The 15710-nt window shown below is 33.4% G+C and carries 14 protein-coding genes; 3 read left to right on the top strand and 11 right to left on the bottom strand.

Translation table 11 applies throughout. The annotated features are described in order from the left end of the window. Nucleotides 1–28: 28 nt before the first annotated feature. The 3 genes from ACWVCY_RS09740 to ACWVCY_RS09730 are packed head-to-tail and all read right to left on the bottom strand — an operon-like array spanning nt 29 to nt 2298. Nucleotides 29–781, bottom strand: coding sequence for a hypothetical protein (locus ACWVCY_RS09740; RefSeq protein ID WP_455142497.1), 753 nt, complete (start codon nt 779–781; stop codon nt 29–31). Between the two features lie 26 nt (nt 782–807). Further along, complete coding sequence (locus tag ACWVCY_RS09735) at nt 808–1341, bottom strand: Rab family GTPase (RefSeq protein WP_455142495.1); 534 nt, start codon at nt 1339–1341, stop codon at nt 808–810. A 24-nt stretch (nt 1342–1365) separates the two neighbouring features. Continuing rightward, on the bottom strand, nt 1366–2298 hold the full coding sequence (locus ACWVCY_RS09730) for a hypothetical protein (protein WP_455142493.1): 933 nt from the start codon (nt 2296–2298) through the stop codon (nt 1366–1368). 254 nt (nt 2299–2552) lie between these two features. Between ACWVCY_RS09730 and ACWVCY_RS09725 the strand changes: the two genes are divergently transcribed. Then, entirely contained in the window at nt 2553–3380 is an 828-nt protein-coding gene (locus ACWVCY_RS09725; RefSeq protein ID WP_455142491.1) for a hypothetical protein, read from the top strand. Here the strand turns inward: ACWVCY_RS09725 and ACWVCY_RS09720 are convergent, their stop codons facing one another. Genes ACWVCY_RS09720 through ACWVCY_RS09710 form a run of 3 tightly spaced genes read right to left on the bottom strand, consistent with a single transcriptional unit; the run spans nt 3381 to nt 5028 of the window. Next, a complete protein-coding gene (locus ACWVCY_RS09720) occupies nt 3381–3911 on the bottom strand; it encodes a TIGR00725 family protein (protein WP_455142489.1) in 531 nt (176 codons plus the stop codon). Continuing rightward, nucleotides 3898–4452, bottom strand: a complete 555-nt coding sequence (locus tag ACWVCY_RS09715; RefSeq protein ID WP_455142487.1) for a tRNA (cytidine(56)-2'-O)-methyltransferase — start codon at nt 4450–4452, stop codon at nt 3898–3900. Before ACWVCY_RS09715 ends, ACWVCY_RS09720 begins: the two co-directional genes overlap by 14 nt. 24 nt (nt 4453–4476) lie before the next feature. Then, complete coding sequence (locus ACWVCY_RS09710) at nt 4477–5028, bottom strand: Rab family GTPase (protein ID WP_455142485.1); 552 nt, start codon at nt 5026–5028, stop codon at nt 4477–4479. Between the two features lie 514 nt (nt 5029–5542). On the opposite strand from ACWVCY_RS09710, the gene ACWVCY_RS09705 reads away from it, so the two are divergent. Continuing rightward, nucleotides 5543–7837, top strand: coding sequence for a hypothetical protein (locus tag ACWVCY_RS09705; RefSeq protein WP_455142483.1), 2295 nt, complete (start codon nt 5543–5545; stop codon nt 7835–7837). A gap of 19 nt (nt 7838–7856) precedes the next feature. On the opposite strand, the gene ACWVCY_RS09700 is transcribed toward ACWVCY_RS09705, so the two are convergent. The 3 genes from ACWVCY_RS09700 to ACWVCY_RS09690 form a co-directional block, all read right to left on the bottom strand. Then, the gene (locus ACWVCY_RS09700) at nt 7857–8624 is read right to left on the bottom strand and encodes a hypothetical protein (RefSeq protein WP_455142481.1); all 768 of its coding nucleotides are present in this window, start codon (nt 8622–8624) and stop codon (nt 7857–7859) included. 11 nt (nt 8625–8635) lie between these two features. After that, on the bottom strand, nt 8636–9526 hold the full coding sequence (locus tag ACWVCY_RS09695; protein WP_455142479.1) for a hypothetical protein: 891 nt from the start codon (nt 9524–9526) through the stop codon (nt 8636–8638). A gap of 166 nt (nt 9527–9692) precedes the next feature. Next, nucleotides 9693–10400 (bottom strand): hypothetical protein, encoded by a 708-nt coding sequence (locus ACWVCY_RS09690; RefSeq protein ID WP_455142477.1) that lies wholly within the window; start codon nt 10398–10400, stop codon nt 9693–9695. Nucleotides 10401–10841: 441 nt separating this feature from the next. On the opposite strand from ACWVCY_RS09690, the gene ACWVCY_RS09685 reads away from it, so the two are divergent. Then, nucleotides 10842–12188, top strand: coding sequence for a hypothetical protein (locus tag ACWVCY_RS09685; protein ID WP_455142475.1), 1347 nt, complete (start codon nt 10842–10844; stop codon nt 12186–12188). A 7-nt stretch (nt 12189–12195) separates the two neighbouring features. Here the strand turns inward: ACWVCY_RS09685 and ACWVCY_RS09680 are convergent, their stop codons facing one another. Further along, on the bottom strand, nt 12196–13455 hold the full coding sequence (locus ACWVCY_RS09680; protein ID WP_455142473.1) for a geranylgeranyl reductase family protein: 1260 nt from the start codon (nt 13453–13455) through the stop codon (nt 12196–12198). Nucleotides 13456–13503: 48 nt separating this feature from the next. After that, on the bottom strand, nt 13504–15710 hold a 2207-nt coding region (locus ACWVCY_RS09675), incomplete at its 5' end, for a hypothetical protein (RefSeq protein WP_455142471.1).

Raw genomic sequence — 15710 nt, 5'->3', positions numbered from 1 at the left:
CGAGAGAAAAAAATTATTATTTACATGTTTATTGCTGTTGTTTCATCATTTGGATAATAATTTCTCGAATCAAGCTTTCCACTGGTTTAATAACTCGATTTACACTTTGGGGTCTAAATTCCTTCTTTAATTTACCTGAATTGTCAACGATTTCAGTTCTATTACCTTTAGAAAGAAGGTTTTTCAAATCATCTCGTGCGTCAAGGCATGAGACCTCAATAATTCTAACTGCAGCATCTCTTAGATTGGCAGTGGTACCTGATTCACTTAATAGTTTCCCAACTTCTAATGAGCTTATACGGGATTCTATAGGAAGGTCCATTTTATTTAACATGATAAAATAGGGTAATGCACCACTCGCAAGTTTATCTCCAGCAAGATGATTAATCTCAATAAGAGAGTTTTTATTTTCTTCCCAACGCGATTTCTCTGAGTCAACAACAACAATTAAACCATGAGCTCCTCTTAAGACTACTTTTCGTTGTCCTGCATGACGTTCTTGTCCAGGTACAGTGAAAAGATGATATTTTAAAATTGGAAGGCCAGCTGTTGTTTTTCCAATACCGAAAATCCCTTGATCAAAAAACAATGTTCTTCCTGTGGGATCTTCAAGTTTTAGGAATTTGTAAACATTCTCTGGATCCTCAAGACTCTTCAATACTTTCGTGATGGTTAACGCTGTAGTCTTTCCTGCAAGAGTAGGACCCCAGAATACAATTTTAACAACAGGAACACCTTGATGATCCCTTTTAATGACTTCAAAGCTTGCATCTGCTTGCATTGTTCTTCCCTAGTTTGAATAATGAATTAAATTCTATTTTGTAATGTGAGAAATCGCTTTGCAAGATCTGAAAAGATTCGATCGATTTCTGGGCCACCATTTTTTGCAGAAGTTTCATAATAAACCATATCATACGATTTGGCTAATTCTTTAGCCTCTTCATAAGGAATTTTTCTTTCAAGTTCTTTATCTTTTTTATTCCCTGCGAGAGCAAGCGGAATGTCCTTGGAAGACATATATTTACGAAATTCCGTAATCCAATCTGGAACTGACACAAATGATTTTTCATCATCCAAGGCAAACATAATCAAACAGGCATAAGCTCCTCGATAATAACTTGGACGTAATTTTCCGAAAAATTCCTGACCAGCAGTATCTACAAGGATCAATTTAATATTATTGTTACCAACCCTGATTTTCTTCGTAGTTATATCTACTCCTAGAGTAGGCAGATAATTCTTGTCAAATTTGTTCTCAGCATATCTTCTGATTAAAGAGGTTTTCCCTACTCCTCCTGAGCCAATAGCACATATTTTAAATAGATATTCATTACTAGACACTATAGATTCTTCCAAGGAATGAGACTAAATACCTAATTTTGATAGATCTTGTAAAGATTTTCTCATATCTTCTATGAATTCATCCCGTTCAGAGCGAGTTTTTTCTCTAAGAAGTTCAATAAACATAACTCTACCATTTTCTATGAATAATCGAACCTGATAATGTGAAGCAGGAAATATTCCTGATGGAAGATCATCCATAGGTTCTAATTTTACAACATCTTTTGAGAAAATAGCGACATGTTCTCGAATGGCAGAAAATACCGAATTACCAATAATAATAATCTCACGTTCTAATTCAGATGGGATATCAAGTTCTTTTAACTTATTTGTGACTTCATTAATGGATACATCCGCCTTCAGTTTCACAGGGGCTGTAACCACAACTTCTGTTTCCTTTACGATTCGAGTTGCTGGTCTCACTGAGGAGATTGTTGAGGTTGTTGTTTGAGTAGATGACGTTGGTTGTTTAACAGAAATATCAGGAGTTTTAGTTATGGGTGCAGGTTTTGGTGTTTGAGTAGAGGTTGGTACAGTTGATGGGATTGGACGTGAAGTTGGTGCAGGTGCAGGACGAGGAGTTACAGAAGCAGAAGGAGCTGGAGTCGGTTTAGGTTGTGTAATGGGTGTTTCTGAAATAATTTGCTGTGGTTCTTCAGCTGGAACTTCACCGAACAGTGTAAGAAACTCTCTTCCTTCTAAACCAGGATCAAGACTGTCTATTCTATAAACCATCCCATATTGCTCTTGTCGCATCTGTTGAGCAGCTTTTGCTGAGATAAATTTTCGTCTAACTGGAGCTTTCTCCCCTTTCCAAATAAAGATCTTTCTAGAATTTTCATCAACGATTATATATACATTATCATTAGAAAGATCGGATAGAGAGGAAACAGGGACGGGATTTAATTCACCATCATCTTTTACGGTATATTTTTTTACCAGTTCCGAATCAATCAACGTTAATACACCCATTATGACAAGATTTGTTCTCTATTAATAATTTAAATTTATTATGAACAGATATATTATTAGAAATAATACTTTATTAAAAATTTAGGTTTCACCAATTTAAATTATTACAAATAAACTCACCTTCATATCTTATAGATTTGTATTCAAATAATACTTGATTAACTAATAATATGGTTATAATGATATTTAAAAACGATAAAAAAAGTAAATTTTTATGAAGATTATTAGGAGACTAAAAATTGACCTCAAATTCATGGTTCGATAATGGAATAGCAGCAATTCAGGAAAAGCGTTGGTTTGATGGATATCAAATGCTATTTGGGGCATTAGTAAGAGCATTAAGAGTTAAAGATTTAAAAACTGTTCATAAAATAATGATTAACAGTATTCCTCTTTTAGTAGTAGGTAAACAAAACAATTTAGCCTGTAATATAGCTTTATCTTTCATTAATAACTTCCCTAAGATTGATGAAAGAGAATTAGAGTGGCTGGATCAAATACATATTTTATTAGATATTTTACACCAGAATAAACTTGAAAATTGTTTGGTTGAGATAAGAAGAGGAATTATCACAAATAAAAAATTTTCTTCTATAGAATTTATAATTGATTTAACAATACAAACAGAAATCTTAACGAAAAGTCCTAGAATTCAATATGATGTATTTTATTGCCAGGCTGGGTTATTTGCTTCTCAAAAAGACTATGTTCAGTGTTTTAAAACTCTTGAAACACTAAGTTCAAAAACTGAATTAACACCTAGGATGAGAGTGTATCTGACTCTTTCCGAGCTAAATGCCTATGAAGTTGACAGTTGCGGTAGATATATCAAGGAAATGCCGGAAAAATTAAGTTTCGAAGACGGGTTATATGTTGAAATTGTGACTCGCGCTTTTAGAGCAGTAGAGGCCTCTGACCAAAGAGATTTTTTCTCTTTGATGAAAGAATATGATGATATCATTAATATTAAGGTTGATCCCCTTCTTAAGCTGTTATGTGATGGAATTTTAGAAATATTTCAGGGTTCGAATGGAAAAGGACTACTCTCATCTTTTTTTAAAAGTTAATTAGGATTCTAATATTTCCAAAGCAAGCTTGATAGCTTCTTTACCGGAGTTTGCTGTCTTGATAATAGAATTAGTCTTTGAATTATAGAAATCCAGATTAGTACCAATTTCCTGACTCCAACCACCTACTCCCATTATGCAAATTAGGGGTTTCTTATATAACCAGGTATATGAAATCTCTGAAAGGGTACCCGTTGCGCCTCCACAAGCAATTACGACATCAGAAGCTAAAGGAATAATTGCATTTCGTGCCCAACCTAGCATTGTTGGAATTCGGACGGTTAAATATGGATTAATTTCAGGATCAGTAAGGTTACTTGGTAAAATTCCTATAGAAATCCCTTTTCCCTGGTATACTCCTTTACTTACTGCCTCCATTACTCCCCCTCGTCCTCCACAAATGAGAATCTGTTTATAACGAGCAATTTCTTTTCCAATTTCCAGACATATATCATACTGCTTTTTTGATTGGATTATTGAATCTCCAATACAACCAATTTGTAAGCTACGATATTCTTTATCTCTTGACATATCCTTTTTTTCCTTCTATCGATGGTTCAACTACTCGTTTACCTCCAGGAAACTCAAGCGTAAAAACTTTAGGAATCAAATGTTCAAGAAATATTGCTAGAGCACTTACTTCAGAATGAGGTTGGTTGGTTATAGCAATATTATAGTCTGCAAGATAAAAAACTTTACCAGGGACTTTTTTCCCTCCTACGATGATAATAACTTCATCCAATAACTTTGGATCTTGTTGAATATTTTGAAACGAAATCGTGTTTTTAAAATCAGCTAAGTTGATGCCATACATTGTTAGATGAAATAGAATTTTCCCTGTTTCTTTCCAATTAAGAAGTAATGTCTTCCAATTCTCATAAGGATAAATGTCAATCTTGAAATTTCCACCCCATTCTGTTGTGACATTTTTCACAGTCTCTATAAGTGAAGTGTCATAATCGCCTGTAATAACAATATTTTTCGCTCCGAATGCTCTTGCGACAAGAACAAGATGAGAGCTAATCCTTTTATCACGATTAATTCTATGGCCTATACGAAGAACAGTAACCAATGGATACCACTTAAACCTATCGTCTTAGGTTTTTGAGAGAAAATTTCGGATTGTTTTTGCTAATCTAGTGAATGATTCATCAACATTTGCTCCAGTTTTAGCTGAGGTTTCTAAATAGGGAATCTCAAAGTCTAAGTCTCTTTCTTTTTTAAGATCTGAAATAAAATTATAAACCTCTTCGACTTCTACACAACCTTCTGTTTCATTCCTTAGATCAACCTTATTACCTAAAACGACTATTGGCATTTTCCCTCTTCCTGAGTTTGAATAAAGTTCATTTATCCAAGCTTTTAAATTTGTAAATGAGTCCCGTCTTGTAATATCAAAAACCAACAATCCACCATGAGATCCTTTATAGTAGAGTTCTCGAACACTGTTGAATCTTGGTTGCCCAGCTAAATCCCAGATTTGAAATTTTACGTCCTTTGGTCCTTCTTCAGTTTCAATGGTAGTTTTTTTTACTGCGAAATCAGCTCCGATAGTCATAACATATCCAGAAGAGAATTGTTTTCCTAAATATCGTTCACGTAACGCTGTTTTTCCTACCGCACCATCTCCTAGTAAGCATATTTTCATTAAAAGCGTTAGAGACCTCTCCTATAATCAAACTAAATTCTAAATTATTATATATGAATTGTAATCAATTTATATTACTTATTCAACCCTTATTCCTATCAATTAAATTTTGGAATAGGAAATCTTAATGTATTTTTAATGAGAGTTAATTATTTTTGTCTAAGGACTTTCTTTTAAACTATTCTAAACAATAATATGGTTACTCAAGAATACTAATAAATGCTTTATTTGATCAGTTTTATATTTACAAGGCTTCACAATGGATTTATAAAATGGTTTAAATAGAATTTAGTTATATAATTATAAAATTAGAGCCCGAAACTAATCTATTATAAAGATACGATAGGGTCATGAGATATTTATACTTAAAAGGTCAATTTTTTATGTTTTAATACTAAGTTTAAATATAAATAAAACATCTTCTAGAATTAAACCTGAAAATCAAATTAGAACCTTATTACAAAAATCCTTACACAATTAAAATTAACACAGTTAATTAAAGGTCGAAAGAAATATGGTTGGATTAAAACTCTCTACAAAAGATCTAGATGAAATTATAAAGATACTTGGGATTGAAGATGATGCTCAAGGAAAAGTCTACTTAAGTTTGCTTTCATTAGGGAATGGAACACTTGGCCAAATAAGTATACTCACTGGCCTTGATTACATTCAAACCCAAGAAGCATTGAAGGTTCTAATTGGCAGTAAGTTTGTTAAACGCATCCCAGGAGTGGTTGGTAGATATATAGCCTTGGAACCCTTTCTCAAATCATTTTTTTTGGGTTATGATCCGATCACTTTAGTCAATATTAGAAAAGAATCTGCTACTATGTTAAAAAATAATCTTAATAAGATCACAGATGATTTTGATAAAACAACTCAAGTTTTTCAAGAGAATGCTCAGGATCTTGAAAATGATTTTCTAGAAAGTCTTTCTCCCGTATCAGAGAATTTTAATGACCTAATTAATAATACAAAGCGTATTGTTGAATATTCAAAAACCCATTCAAGTATAAATATCCAAGAGTTCCAGACAAATATTAATGATGCCTTATTATATTTGGACAAATTAATCTATGACATTAAAACCGATTCTGAGAACAATATTGATCAAATACCCGCAATTTTTCGTAATTCTTCAAAGGAAATAGATTTACAACTTTCCAAAATTAAACAAGATATAACTGAGATTATTTCTGATTTTAGAGGTAAAAACTTGAATATCCTTGATTTATTCAAACGAGACTATAGTGAATTTATTACAAGTCAAATAAATTCTCTAGATGAAGTCATGCATACCTTTAACACTAATCGAAATGCTGAGATTCATTCATTTACAGCGAAAAAAAATAATCTAAGTCATTCTATTGAACAGCTACGTCAAACAACTCAAGAGAAGAAGAATAATTTTGAAAAATTAAAAATAGGTTATAATCAAGTCAATAGTTCATTTCTTTCCCTCTTTCCAGAGATAGACAAGATATTGAAAGAGATGGGTACATTAATTAATGAATCGATCTCAGATATAAGTTCCAGAAAACTTTTCAAAGGCAAAGAAGAATTTCTTTCAAAACTAGATGAATTAGAAAATAGAAGAAAATCTCTTTTAGATCTGAATACTAGAAATTTTCCTATTTTGGACAAAATTACTCAACTAGAGGGAGTTTTAGCTGAAACTGAAAAGGAAGTAGTTGATGCTTCTGAAAATGGATTCGATCAGACAAAGATACTTCTTGAGAGCATTTCCAATACATTTACAGGATCTATTGAGGAATTAAAAGATAAAATTGAAGATGAAATAAAAAATTCAACTAAAGCATCTCTTATGTCTAATGAAGAAAAAATACACTCACAAATAAATTTGACAAATGAGAAGATAAGAACGCTTTTTGAAAGCGTAAACAATGAAATTTTCAAGATTAATAATGATTTCTATACCAATTTGGTCAATTTAACTCAAAAAATAGCACAGGATTTTAAAAATCAATTAAATAACTTTTATAATGAATCAGTGAGTAATTTTCGTTCTAAAAATAATATAACTTCAATAAAGCGAAATATGGATGAATTAATTGCTTTAATTTTCTCAGAATCAAGTTTGGCGTTTACTCAAATTGATAATCTAAATGAAGCGTTTGAAACATATGTCTCTGGACTAAATGCTTTCACATCAAGCTTTGCCAATACTTTGCATGATGCTTTCTATTCCACTTTGACTGAAAGCAGAGAATTAATTGATAATCAGGTTATGGAATTTGATGTTCTATTGGAACAAGAAATTTCGGCATTAATATTTACAATTAAAGAGATGAAGCAAAAATTGTCAAAAATTTTCGAATTATCACGTGTTTTAGAAACTTCAGATTTTGACTCTTCAATTATTAACAGTGATTTAGTAATCGGGGAATCTTCTATTATTATGTTGCTTCGTGATTTGACCTTAAGAGCAAAGTCCTCATTAACCATCTTAATGCCAAGACCTGAATTACAAACGCTGATTGCGGCTTCCAAATTGCCAATGAAAACCCGTGTCAATATTATTGGAGATTTTAAGAAAGTTCCAGCATCTACATTAAAAAAAGTATTAACTGCCAATAATATTCGATTAAAACAACTAGATGGAATCGAATTTTGGGGATGCATTCGTGATGCAGAAGAATTACTAATCTGTCCCGAACCTAAAGATCCAGAAAAGGAGGAACTAGTTGGGGTAATTTCTGCAAATGAGAATTTAGTTGAATTGTTCTCACAAGAACTTATTACATATACCACTCGGAGTAAAGAAATCCTACCTCAAGATCTTGAATGATAATTTTTCTGAAATCTCATTATTCTTTGTGAGCTACCATAAGAGCCTGTTTCAAGGTTGGGTCATCAAGGCTTACTCGATCAGTTCTAAAAATGTCTATTTTACCATCTTTAATAGTGAAATCCACCCTTCCAGCTGAATATTCCACTGAATATTGCGATTTTTCCTTTTTAATATAAACATCACCAAGCTTAACAAGTTCAATAACGAAACGCCCAGCGATTATTTCATCATTTAACTGATCAGGATCCTCCAATTTTGCAGATGTTGATGCTGTTTCTACAATATTTACAACCTCAGTTTCGATTTCATCTGAAAGTTTGCTAATAGTTTTTAAAGCATTGGGTTGATCAACAGCATGTTTCAAAAAACTTGGAACGTATTCCTCTTCTTCTGCTACTGGGAAAATCTTTGAAGGATGTTTTTCACCCTCTTCTTCGGTTTGTTTTCCTGGGGGGCCGAAAATATCATAACTGTATTTATGTCCCTCTTGAAGAAGAACACTTGGAATGGTGTCTTCTTTTGTTATTTCAATGGTAAAACCTGTACCGATTCGTATATTTGTTTTAGGAAGAGCAAAACCAGTTTTTGTAATAGAATTGGCTCTTCTCTCAATAATTTTTTTGGTAACAAGTGAATAATTTGAAGGGATATTTACATTTATTATTTCCTTTTCTTCGTCAATGACGAGACTTGCTTCCTCTCTTGGAGGGGCACTCTGACTTTCTGAGACAATAAACTCGTCTGTTTTCCATATACACACGACTCTCAGGTTTTTTCCACTCATTGTCCCCTACCTCATTCATCATCTTCATCACGAAGGATTTTTAATGCTTCACGAAGAGATAGTGAGAGCATATCATCGTCCTCATCACTTTTATCACTGATTTCATCGCTTTTAAGTAGCTTGTCTGCTAATGATGATTTTGGGGATTCAGGTTCTTCTAAACTGGCGGATTGGATTTTTTTGTCTAATTCACCGAATTTATCAGGAGCTGGACTAATATCAGGAATTCGTGGCTCTATCCGACTCACAGGCATTTCTGCTATAACAGGTTCAGGTTTTGGTTTGACTGGTTTTGGAACTGTCTCATTTTTGGGAATTATAGGGCTTGGGATAGGTTTAGGTTTGGGTACTTCTTGAATTGGGATAGGTTTAGGTTTGGGTACTTCTTGAACTGGGATGGGTTCAGGTTTTGGGGTTATGGGAGTGGGGGAAGGTGCTGGAGTTGAAGTTGGTTCTGATTGAATCATTTCTTCTAAAGGAGATACTGGTTCTTCTTCTGGAGCTATTGGTTCTTTTTCTTTAAGAATTCCTTCTAAAGGAGAAACAACATCTTCTTCTAGACCTATTCTTCCTTTTAAGTTATTACCTGTGTTTGATAAAAATGAAGAGAAGGTTTCAGGATTTTTCTTATGGACGGTCCATTGTTTAATAACTAATCGTGCCATATCCCGAACTCCTTCCCAAAATTTGGGTGACTTGCCTTCACGATCAGCTACAGGTAGATCAATTCCTAGACTCTGTCCTAAGGAAGAGGAGACTCTTGCGTCTGCTTTTGCTTCAATTTGAGATAAGAAATCATTTAATTTATTAATCGTTTGTGTTTCTGAAAGATTTTTCAAAAGACGATGGATTAGATCCAAGGTTTCTATGGCAGCTTTAATATAAGTAGGATCAATACTCATTTCTTGCTTCTTCCTCTTAATGAATATTTCAAATTTTTAATTAACTGTAAGGTTACAATTTTATTTTTTCTTTTGATTATTATATAAGGTGGTTTATTTAAAAAGCAATTTCTTTAACATTCTCTCTAGATTACATAATGATTATTAGCTAAACGTGATTTAAAGGTTAATGATCATCTACATATTCTTTATTCTCTGTGAAATCCCTAGCATCAATACGGTCAGGGAGATCGTTTCCCCAAGAACAACGAATGTCTATCTGAATATCAGTTAACACTCCATAGATCGGTATAGTGCCTATATTCTTCATACGAGTGATCAATGCGATAGTTGCAACGTCTCCTACTTCAACATTATATTCCTCTGCTATTTCCATAGTATAATCAAAAACTGCTTCGAGATTCTCACCTGTTGAAACAATGTCCTCTACAAACAAGATCGATACATTATCTTCCATGAAATCGGCAAATTTTTCTTCAAATGCAGGATCATAGTATTCTTGATAGACATCATCATCTTCAAAATCTCTAATTTCTGTTTTAGGTTTATAATAGGTCCAGGGAAAATCATCAATTTTTCCCTCGATCAAATCGATTAGTTGGAGGCCTCCACGTGCAATATAAATAACAATCCATCTCTTTTTCTCGAATTTTGGATATAAAGATGTCCAATCTTGTTCAGCCCAATGTGCAAGGTCAGAAAATGGTAGAATTTGTGTTCCTTCCTCTGGTGGATAAGGCCCTGAATCATAAATATAAAGCATCAACGCATCTTCGAGGCCAGCAAGAATCTCATTATAGGCCTTTTTTGCTGAAGGATCCTTTTTAAGAATCTCTGGTATTTCCAATTCTTTTTGACTTAGGAAAAAAACCATTGTGTTTCCTCCGAATTATTATCTAGATTATTTTCATTAATTGCATAGATTAGTTTGTAAAGTGAATAAACTTTGGGAATAGATAAGAGTATCAAAGATTTGTCAAGTTATCCCAAAACTGTAATATTCTTTTAAAGGTGTGCAAATATTCTCCTAATCTACAAAACTGATATTCATATTTTAATGGGAAAAAAATGATTAATCGATTGAAACTAAGAATAAATCCCTCTAATTACCAAACTCATTAAGTAAGGTTATAAAATGGCATTAAATTCCTATTTTAATTATCTTAAAGATTAATAACATCTGAAAACAAACAATTATAAAGGGAATCATAATCCTAGATGTGTGATAAATCATTATTATTTACTAAATTAATATTAACAAGCTCAGATTGTCTATAATTTTAAATAAAAGAAATTAATAGGATGTAAAAAAATAATGTCGTTTGTTAATGAATTGTTTGAGCGCTTAAAGGCCTCTACAACCGCTAATGAGTTACAAGACGCCTTAACAGCTTTAAAATCTCTTCAAAGCTCTGAAGAGCGTCAGAAGGCCTCAATTGAAACTCTAACTCTTATCCAAAAATTTGCTGCTGAATTAATTGGTAGAGGTCAATATAAAAACGCTGCCTATCAATATTTCTCTGGTTTTCAGGTTGTTCGCCAATTTTTACCAGATACTGAAAAAGAAAACCAATGGTTAAAGCTTTCAGCAGATGCTTTAGCTAAAGCTTCGCATGAACATATTCAATGGGATGACTTATTAGGAGGTGCTGCATGTATGTCAATATCTTCCCTTTTGCGCCTCCAAACTGGGGATTGGAATGTAAATCAACACCTAGATCAGTTTGTCAAAACCTATGATTTTTCAACAAATCAAGCAGCAGCAGCATGTTTATACATTCCTTATGATTTAGTTGGGGCTATCAATCCTCAAAATCCTAATCCAAGCCTTCTCCAGCGAGCTTCTAATTATACAGAAAGTTATTTAATGAACACAAAACCTGCAACAATGTTTCAGGATGGCATCAAAAGAGCGATAGAAATTACTCAACAAAAATTAATGGAATTCGTTAAGTTTCCAAAGATTCGTGCTATTTATGAATTCCATCATGATATAATCTTTGGAGAAAAATTTGATTTTATTGTTAATATTGAAAATATGGGAGATGGCGGGGCTTCTCAAGTAAACGTGAAAATAAAAATTCCTGATTCAGTTAAAATCGTCTCCGGATCAGAATTTTTAACAGTAGTAAACCTTAATCCTAAAGAAAACACTACAACACAATTTTCATTAATCTGCCCCTCTGGAGAAGGAAAAGAAGAAATCACATTAGAAATCCCAGTATTTGTTGAGTATCAGGATATACTAATGAACAAAAATTCCCTTTCTTTAGGTTCAGCAGCAATCATTATACGATCAGAGAAGAAAGGAGAAAAATTACAATCTCAATTAGAAGCTGTTACTAATAACATACTTAAAATTCTCTCTACATTGCTGCCAAATCGTTCTCAAGATACTGGTAGAATTATTGATGGTTTTGAGAATATCATAAAAAATTCCAGAACAACCTCTGCAGATCACCTTGAAAAGGGTGAATTTTCTGCAGGGGAAGCAGGCATCGAACAGCTTTCCAAACTTGAAGGCTTTGCACAGCCATTAGTCGAATTTCTAAGAGGTTATGATGAAAATTCACAATTAATAAATGAAAATATAAGTATAATTAGGGAAACAGCAAACAATTTGACCAATTCTTTACAAAAGATTAATGATAGATTATCTTAAGGGGAATTTAATCAAAAATTCCCCTCAAAAAACTTTTAAGAAGATAAGGGGAGATTTTTAAACTTTTTTTAATTGTAATTGGTTTCAATGAGTACTTTAAGATTTCTTTTCCATGTAGGTCGATATTTGAGACTTTTTGCAAATTTTCTTCTAAATCTGTTTCTCTTGCTACCTTAAAGAGCTGCTCCAATACAGGGTCAGAAGTAAAGGAAAGGGTTCTCCTGAGTAACTTCATAAGTGTTAAATCTGGTTCAAAATATGCTCTCCAAGCTTTTTGATACTCTTGCATTATTGAAGAGGAAGTTTTATTCCGAATAATTGCTTTAGCTGCAGTTTTTCCAGCTAAGTATCCGCAATAAGATCCAATGTTGAACCCACCTCCCGTTGTAGCTTTTGTTTGGCCTGCAGCATCTCCAACAACTAAAAAACCATCCGAAAAAGTTTTATTAATAGGCCCGCTGGCTGGAACAAATCCTCCCCATGAATTAAGTACCTTTGCTCGTTTTAATTTAGGGGAAAGGATCGGATGCTTATGAATAAGATAGTTTAATTGCGCACGAGTGTTGTTAGCTAATAATGGATGAATAGCTAATCCAATCCGAGCTTGGGCGTCATTAATTGGAATAAGCCACGCAAAAAATCCTGGAGCGTATTTTTGTCCCATATATATTTCTACAGTTGATTGCTCAATGTCATCAATATTACTCATTTCATATTGGAGAGCAGGAAAAAACCAATTTCCTGAGGGTATTGAGAGACCAATTTGTTGAGGAAGTTTAGGGTGATGACCTTCAGCAGAAATAATAATTTTCGTTTGAATTTTAAAAGAATTAGAATTTTCTATTAAACCAGAAACTATATAACCCTGTTTATTTGTTAAGTGTGATATATTTTTAACTTTATGTCTATAAAAAAAAGATGTTCCAAGCTTTTGAGCCTGTTTTGCAAGAAGATAGTCAAGTTTAGGCCTATCTACTACAAATAATTCTTTCTTTTTTCTATTAACGATTAATGAGTTCCCTAAAGGAGAAACAAATTCTGCTGCATTTATTCGATTAATATCAGTTTTATTCTCTAAGGATTTTACTAATCTTAAGTTTGTTAATCCAGATATACCTATTAAGCCAGAACAGTGCGGTGGTGAACCACTCTTCTCTCTTTGTTCTAACAAAATTAAATTTGAATTTTTTAAAATACTACCAAGAGAAATACTTGCAAATGATCCACTAGGTCCCCCTCCAACAATTACAACATCAGCTGATTTCAAAACGATTTACCATCAAATAATATTACTCAAAAAAAAGAGAAAAAGAGGTTAAATCCTCTTAAGATAGAGTAAAAAGGAGATAAACCTTCTTTGATCGTCTAAGAATACGCTGTTTTTGATGAATAGGAATTCATCACTCCTTTTCAATGGATTAATTACTGAGTCTTCACTCGAAATGGAGTCTAAACTTCCTCCTCCACCTCCACCGAGTGCTCTTAGTCTAATATTTGTTATTCTACTATTATGAGAATTATCTCCCCAAGAGAATATTCCTCTTGTTCTATCTTGTGGCCATCCTCTGTAATCTCTTTCGGTATAATAATTCACTGACCATGAAGTACTAAGGAGTTTTACTGCACCTAGTTGTTCAGTAGAAAATTCAACAGGACCATAAGTTGATGACCCAATTTGCATATAGACTCTAATGACTAGAGCATCAGTTTCTGCAAGATCGGTTTCTGTAGGTGCCCAAGAGGCAGATTGAATTCCTACTCCATCACTGGATCGTTGAACTGTGGCAACTAGTCCAGAAGTTAATTCCGTTTCTGACGAATCAATATGTCTTATCCAAACCCGAATACCCCATGTGACAGTATAACTACCACTCCATCTAGAGGTTTGTTCATTAAGTTCAATGAAGCTTGCAGTATTGGTTGTCCCAAGTTGATACGCACTTAATCCATTGATAGTATGTGAATCCGATCTCATATACCGAGTTTGAGTAAAGTCTTGGAAGGTCGTAATTGGGGTATTGAATAGGGCTAGTTTATCAAATCCACCAGTATAATATATTGTAGCATTTACGGTCATATCATTAACATTAAAGTACATTCCGCTACTATTTGCATATACTAAAGACATTAATACACTGCTTCCTTTTAAAATGGTGAAAGTGTTGTCTAATGTTATTTTCACGCCATTAGTACCTTCAGATGGACTTGATTTATTTTCCCAAATAGGATTTAAGCCACCACTCACATTAACTTCAACTAGTTGAGGTTCACCAATAAATGGATTTTTTGTATTATCAGATAATTCTACTTGGATCGCTGTTACAGTTGCCGTTGCAGGATCAACCCCTCCAGCAGAATTGTTGATTTCAAATTTCAAGATATGATCTGAGGCTCCAATCACATCAACTGAATCTTTTACATATTTTAATACTGGGGTTCCAGGAGCAGAGACTGCAATGGATTTTTCAACGAATGAAGATAATCCATTATTATCAATTGCACGTACACGGATATAGACTGGTGAATATGTGGTTGTAAAGTTTCCTCCTTTAATAGTATCTTCCCATATTGCTGTTTGACCAAGAGAGGAATCACCTTGAATATGGGGAATATAGAAGTAGTTAAAACTCAAATCTAATCCAGTTCTTTTATACCCTAATTCTATAGTACCTGTTTCACCCCCCCACCAGCTAAAAGTAGGGTCATTATCAATAACACTAGCACTTACTGTCAAATCGCTACCTGCAGTGATTTTTAGTGGAATTTCGCTTATAATAGTAGAAACTGGAACGACTTCATCTTCAATTACAATTCGATAGGGAGATAATGAAGTACCATCGTACGCAACATTTCCTGATGGGTCTGTTGCATTTAAATAGTACTCTAATCCATCTAAAGTAGCATTAATTGAATTTATTCGAAAATTCCACACTTCTCCAATTCCTGAAATATTAGTGAAAACATCCCATGGGTCAGGGCGATTCCAAGTAGTATCATTTCTTTCACGCCAAACCAAAAAAACCTCTGAAACTTTATCCTTATCTTCAACAGCTACCGATATAGTTAATGGCAGATTTTCTTCTCCCACAAGAGTTGGTTGTCCTGTTATTGATTCACCTTCAAATACATGGGAATAAAAATTGGGCTCTGTTGTGTCAATTGTATCAGCTAACTTTAACTCGGATTGATTAAAATTCTCATCGTCATCAATAGCTCTAATATAATAATCAATATCCTTTACAAGTGCTTCGCTAGTTATAAATACTGCAGGGACACTTCCAGTCCATGTGTTACCTGATCCTTTTAGCATTGCAGTTGAGAAATAGATAACACTAGAATTTAATTTATAATATATAAATGCACGATTCACAGCTGAAACAGCGGATCCTGAATCGGTAATAGTCGCTGAAACTGAAAACGATTCTCCAACTTCTGCAATATCAACTCCATTTTTTGTGCTTGATCCAACAATATTACTAATAGTTGGTTTTACATAATCATTGTCGATAGTAAAACTTTTTG

The organism is Candidatus Hodarchaeum mangrovi, assembly GCF_975850365.1.
Note: the sequence above shows the minus strand (reverse complement) of the source record. Positions and strands in the feature narration are given on the sequence as shown.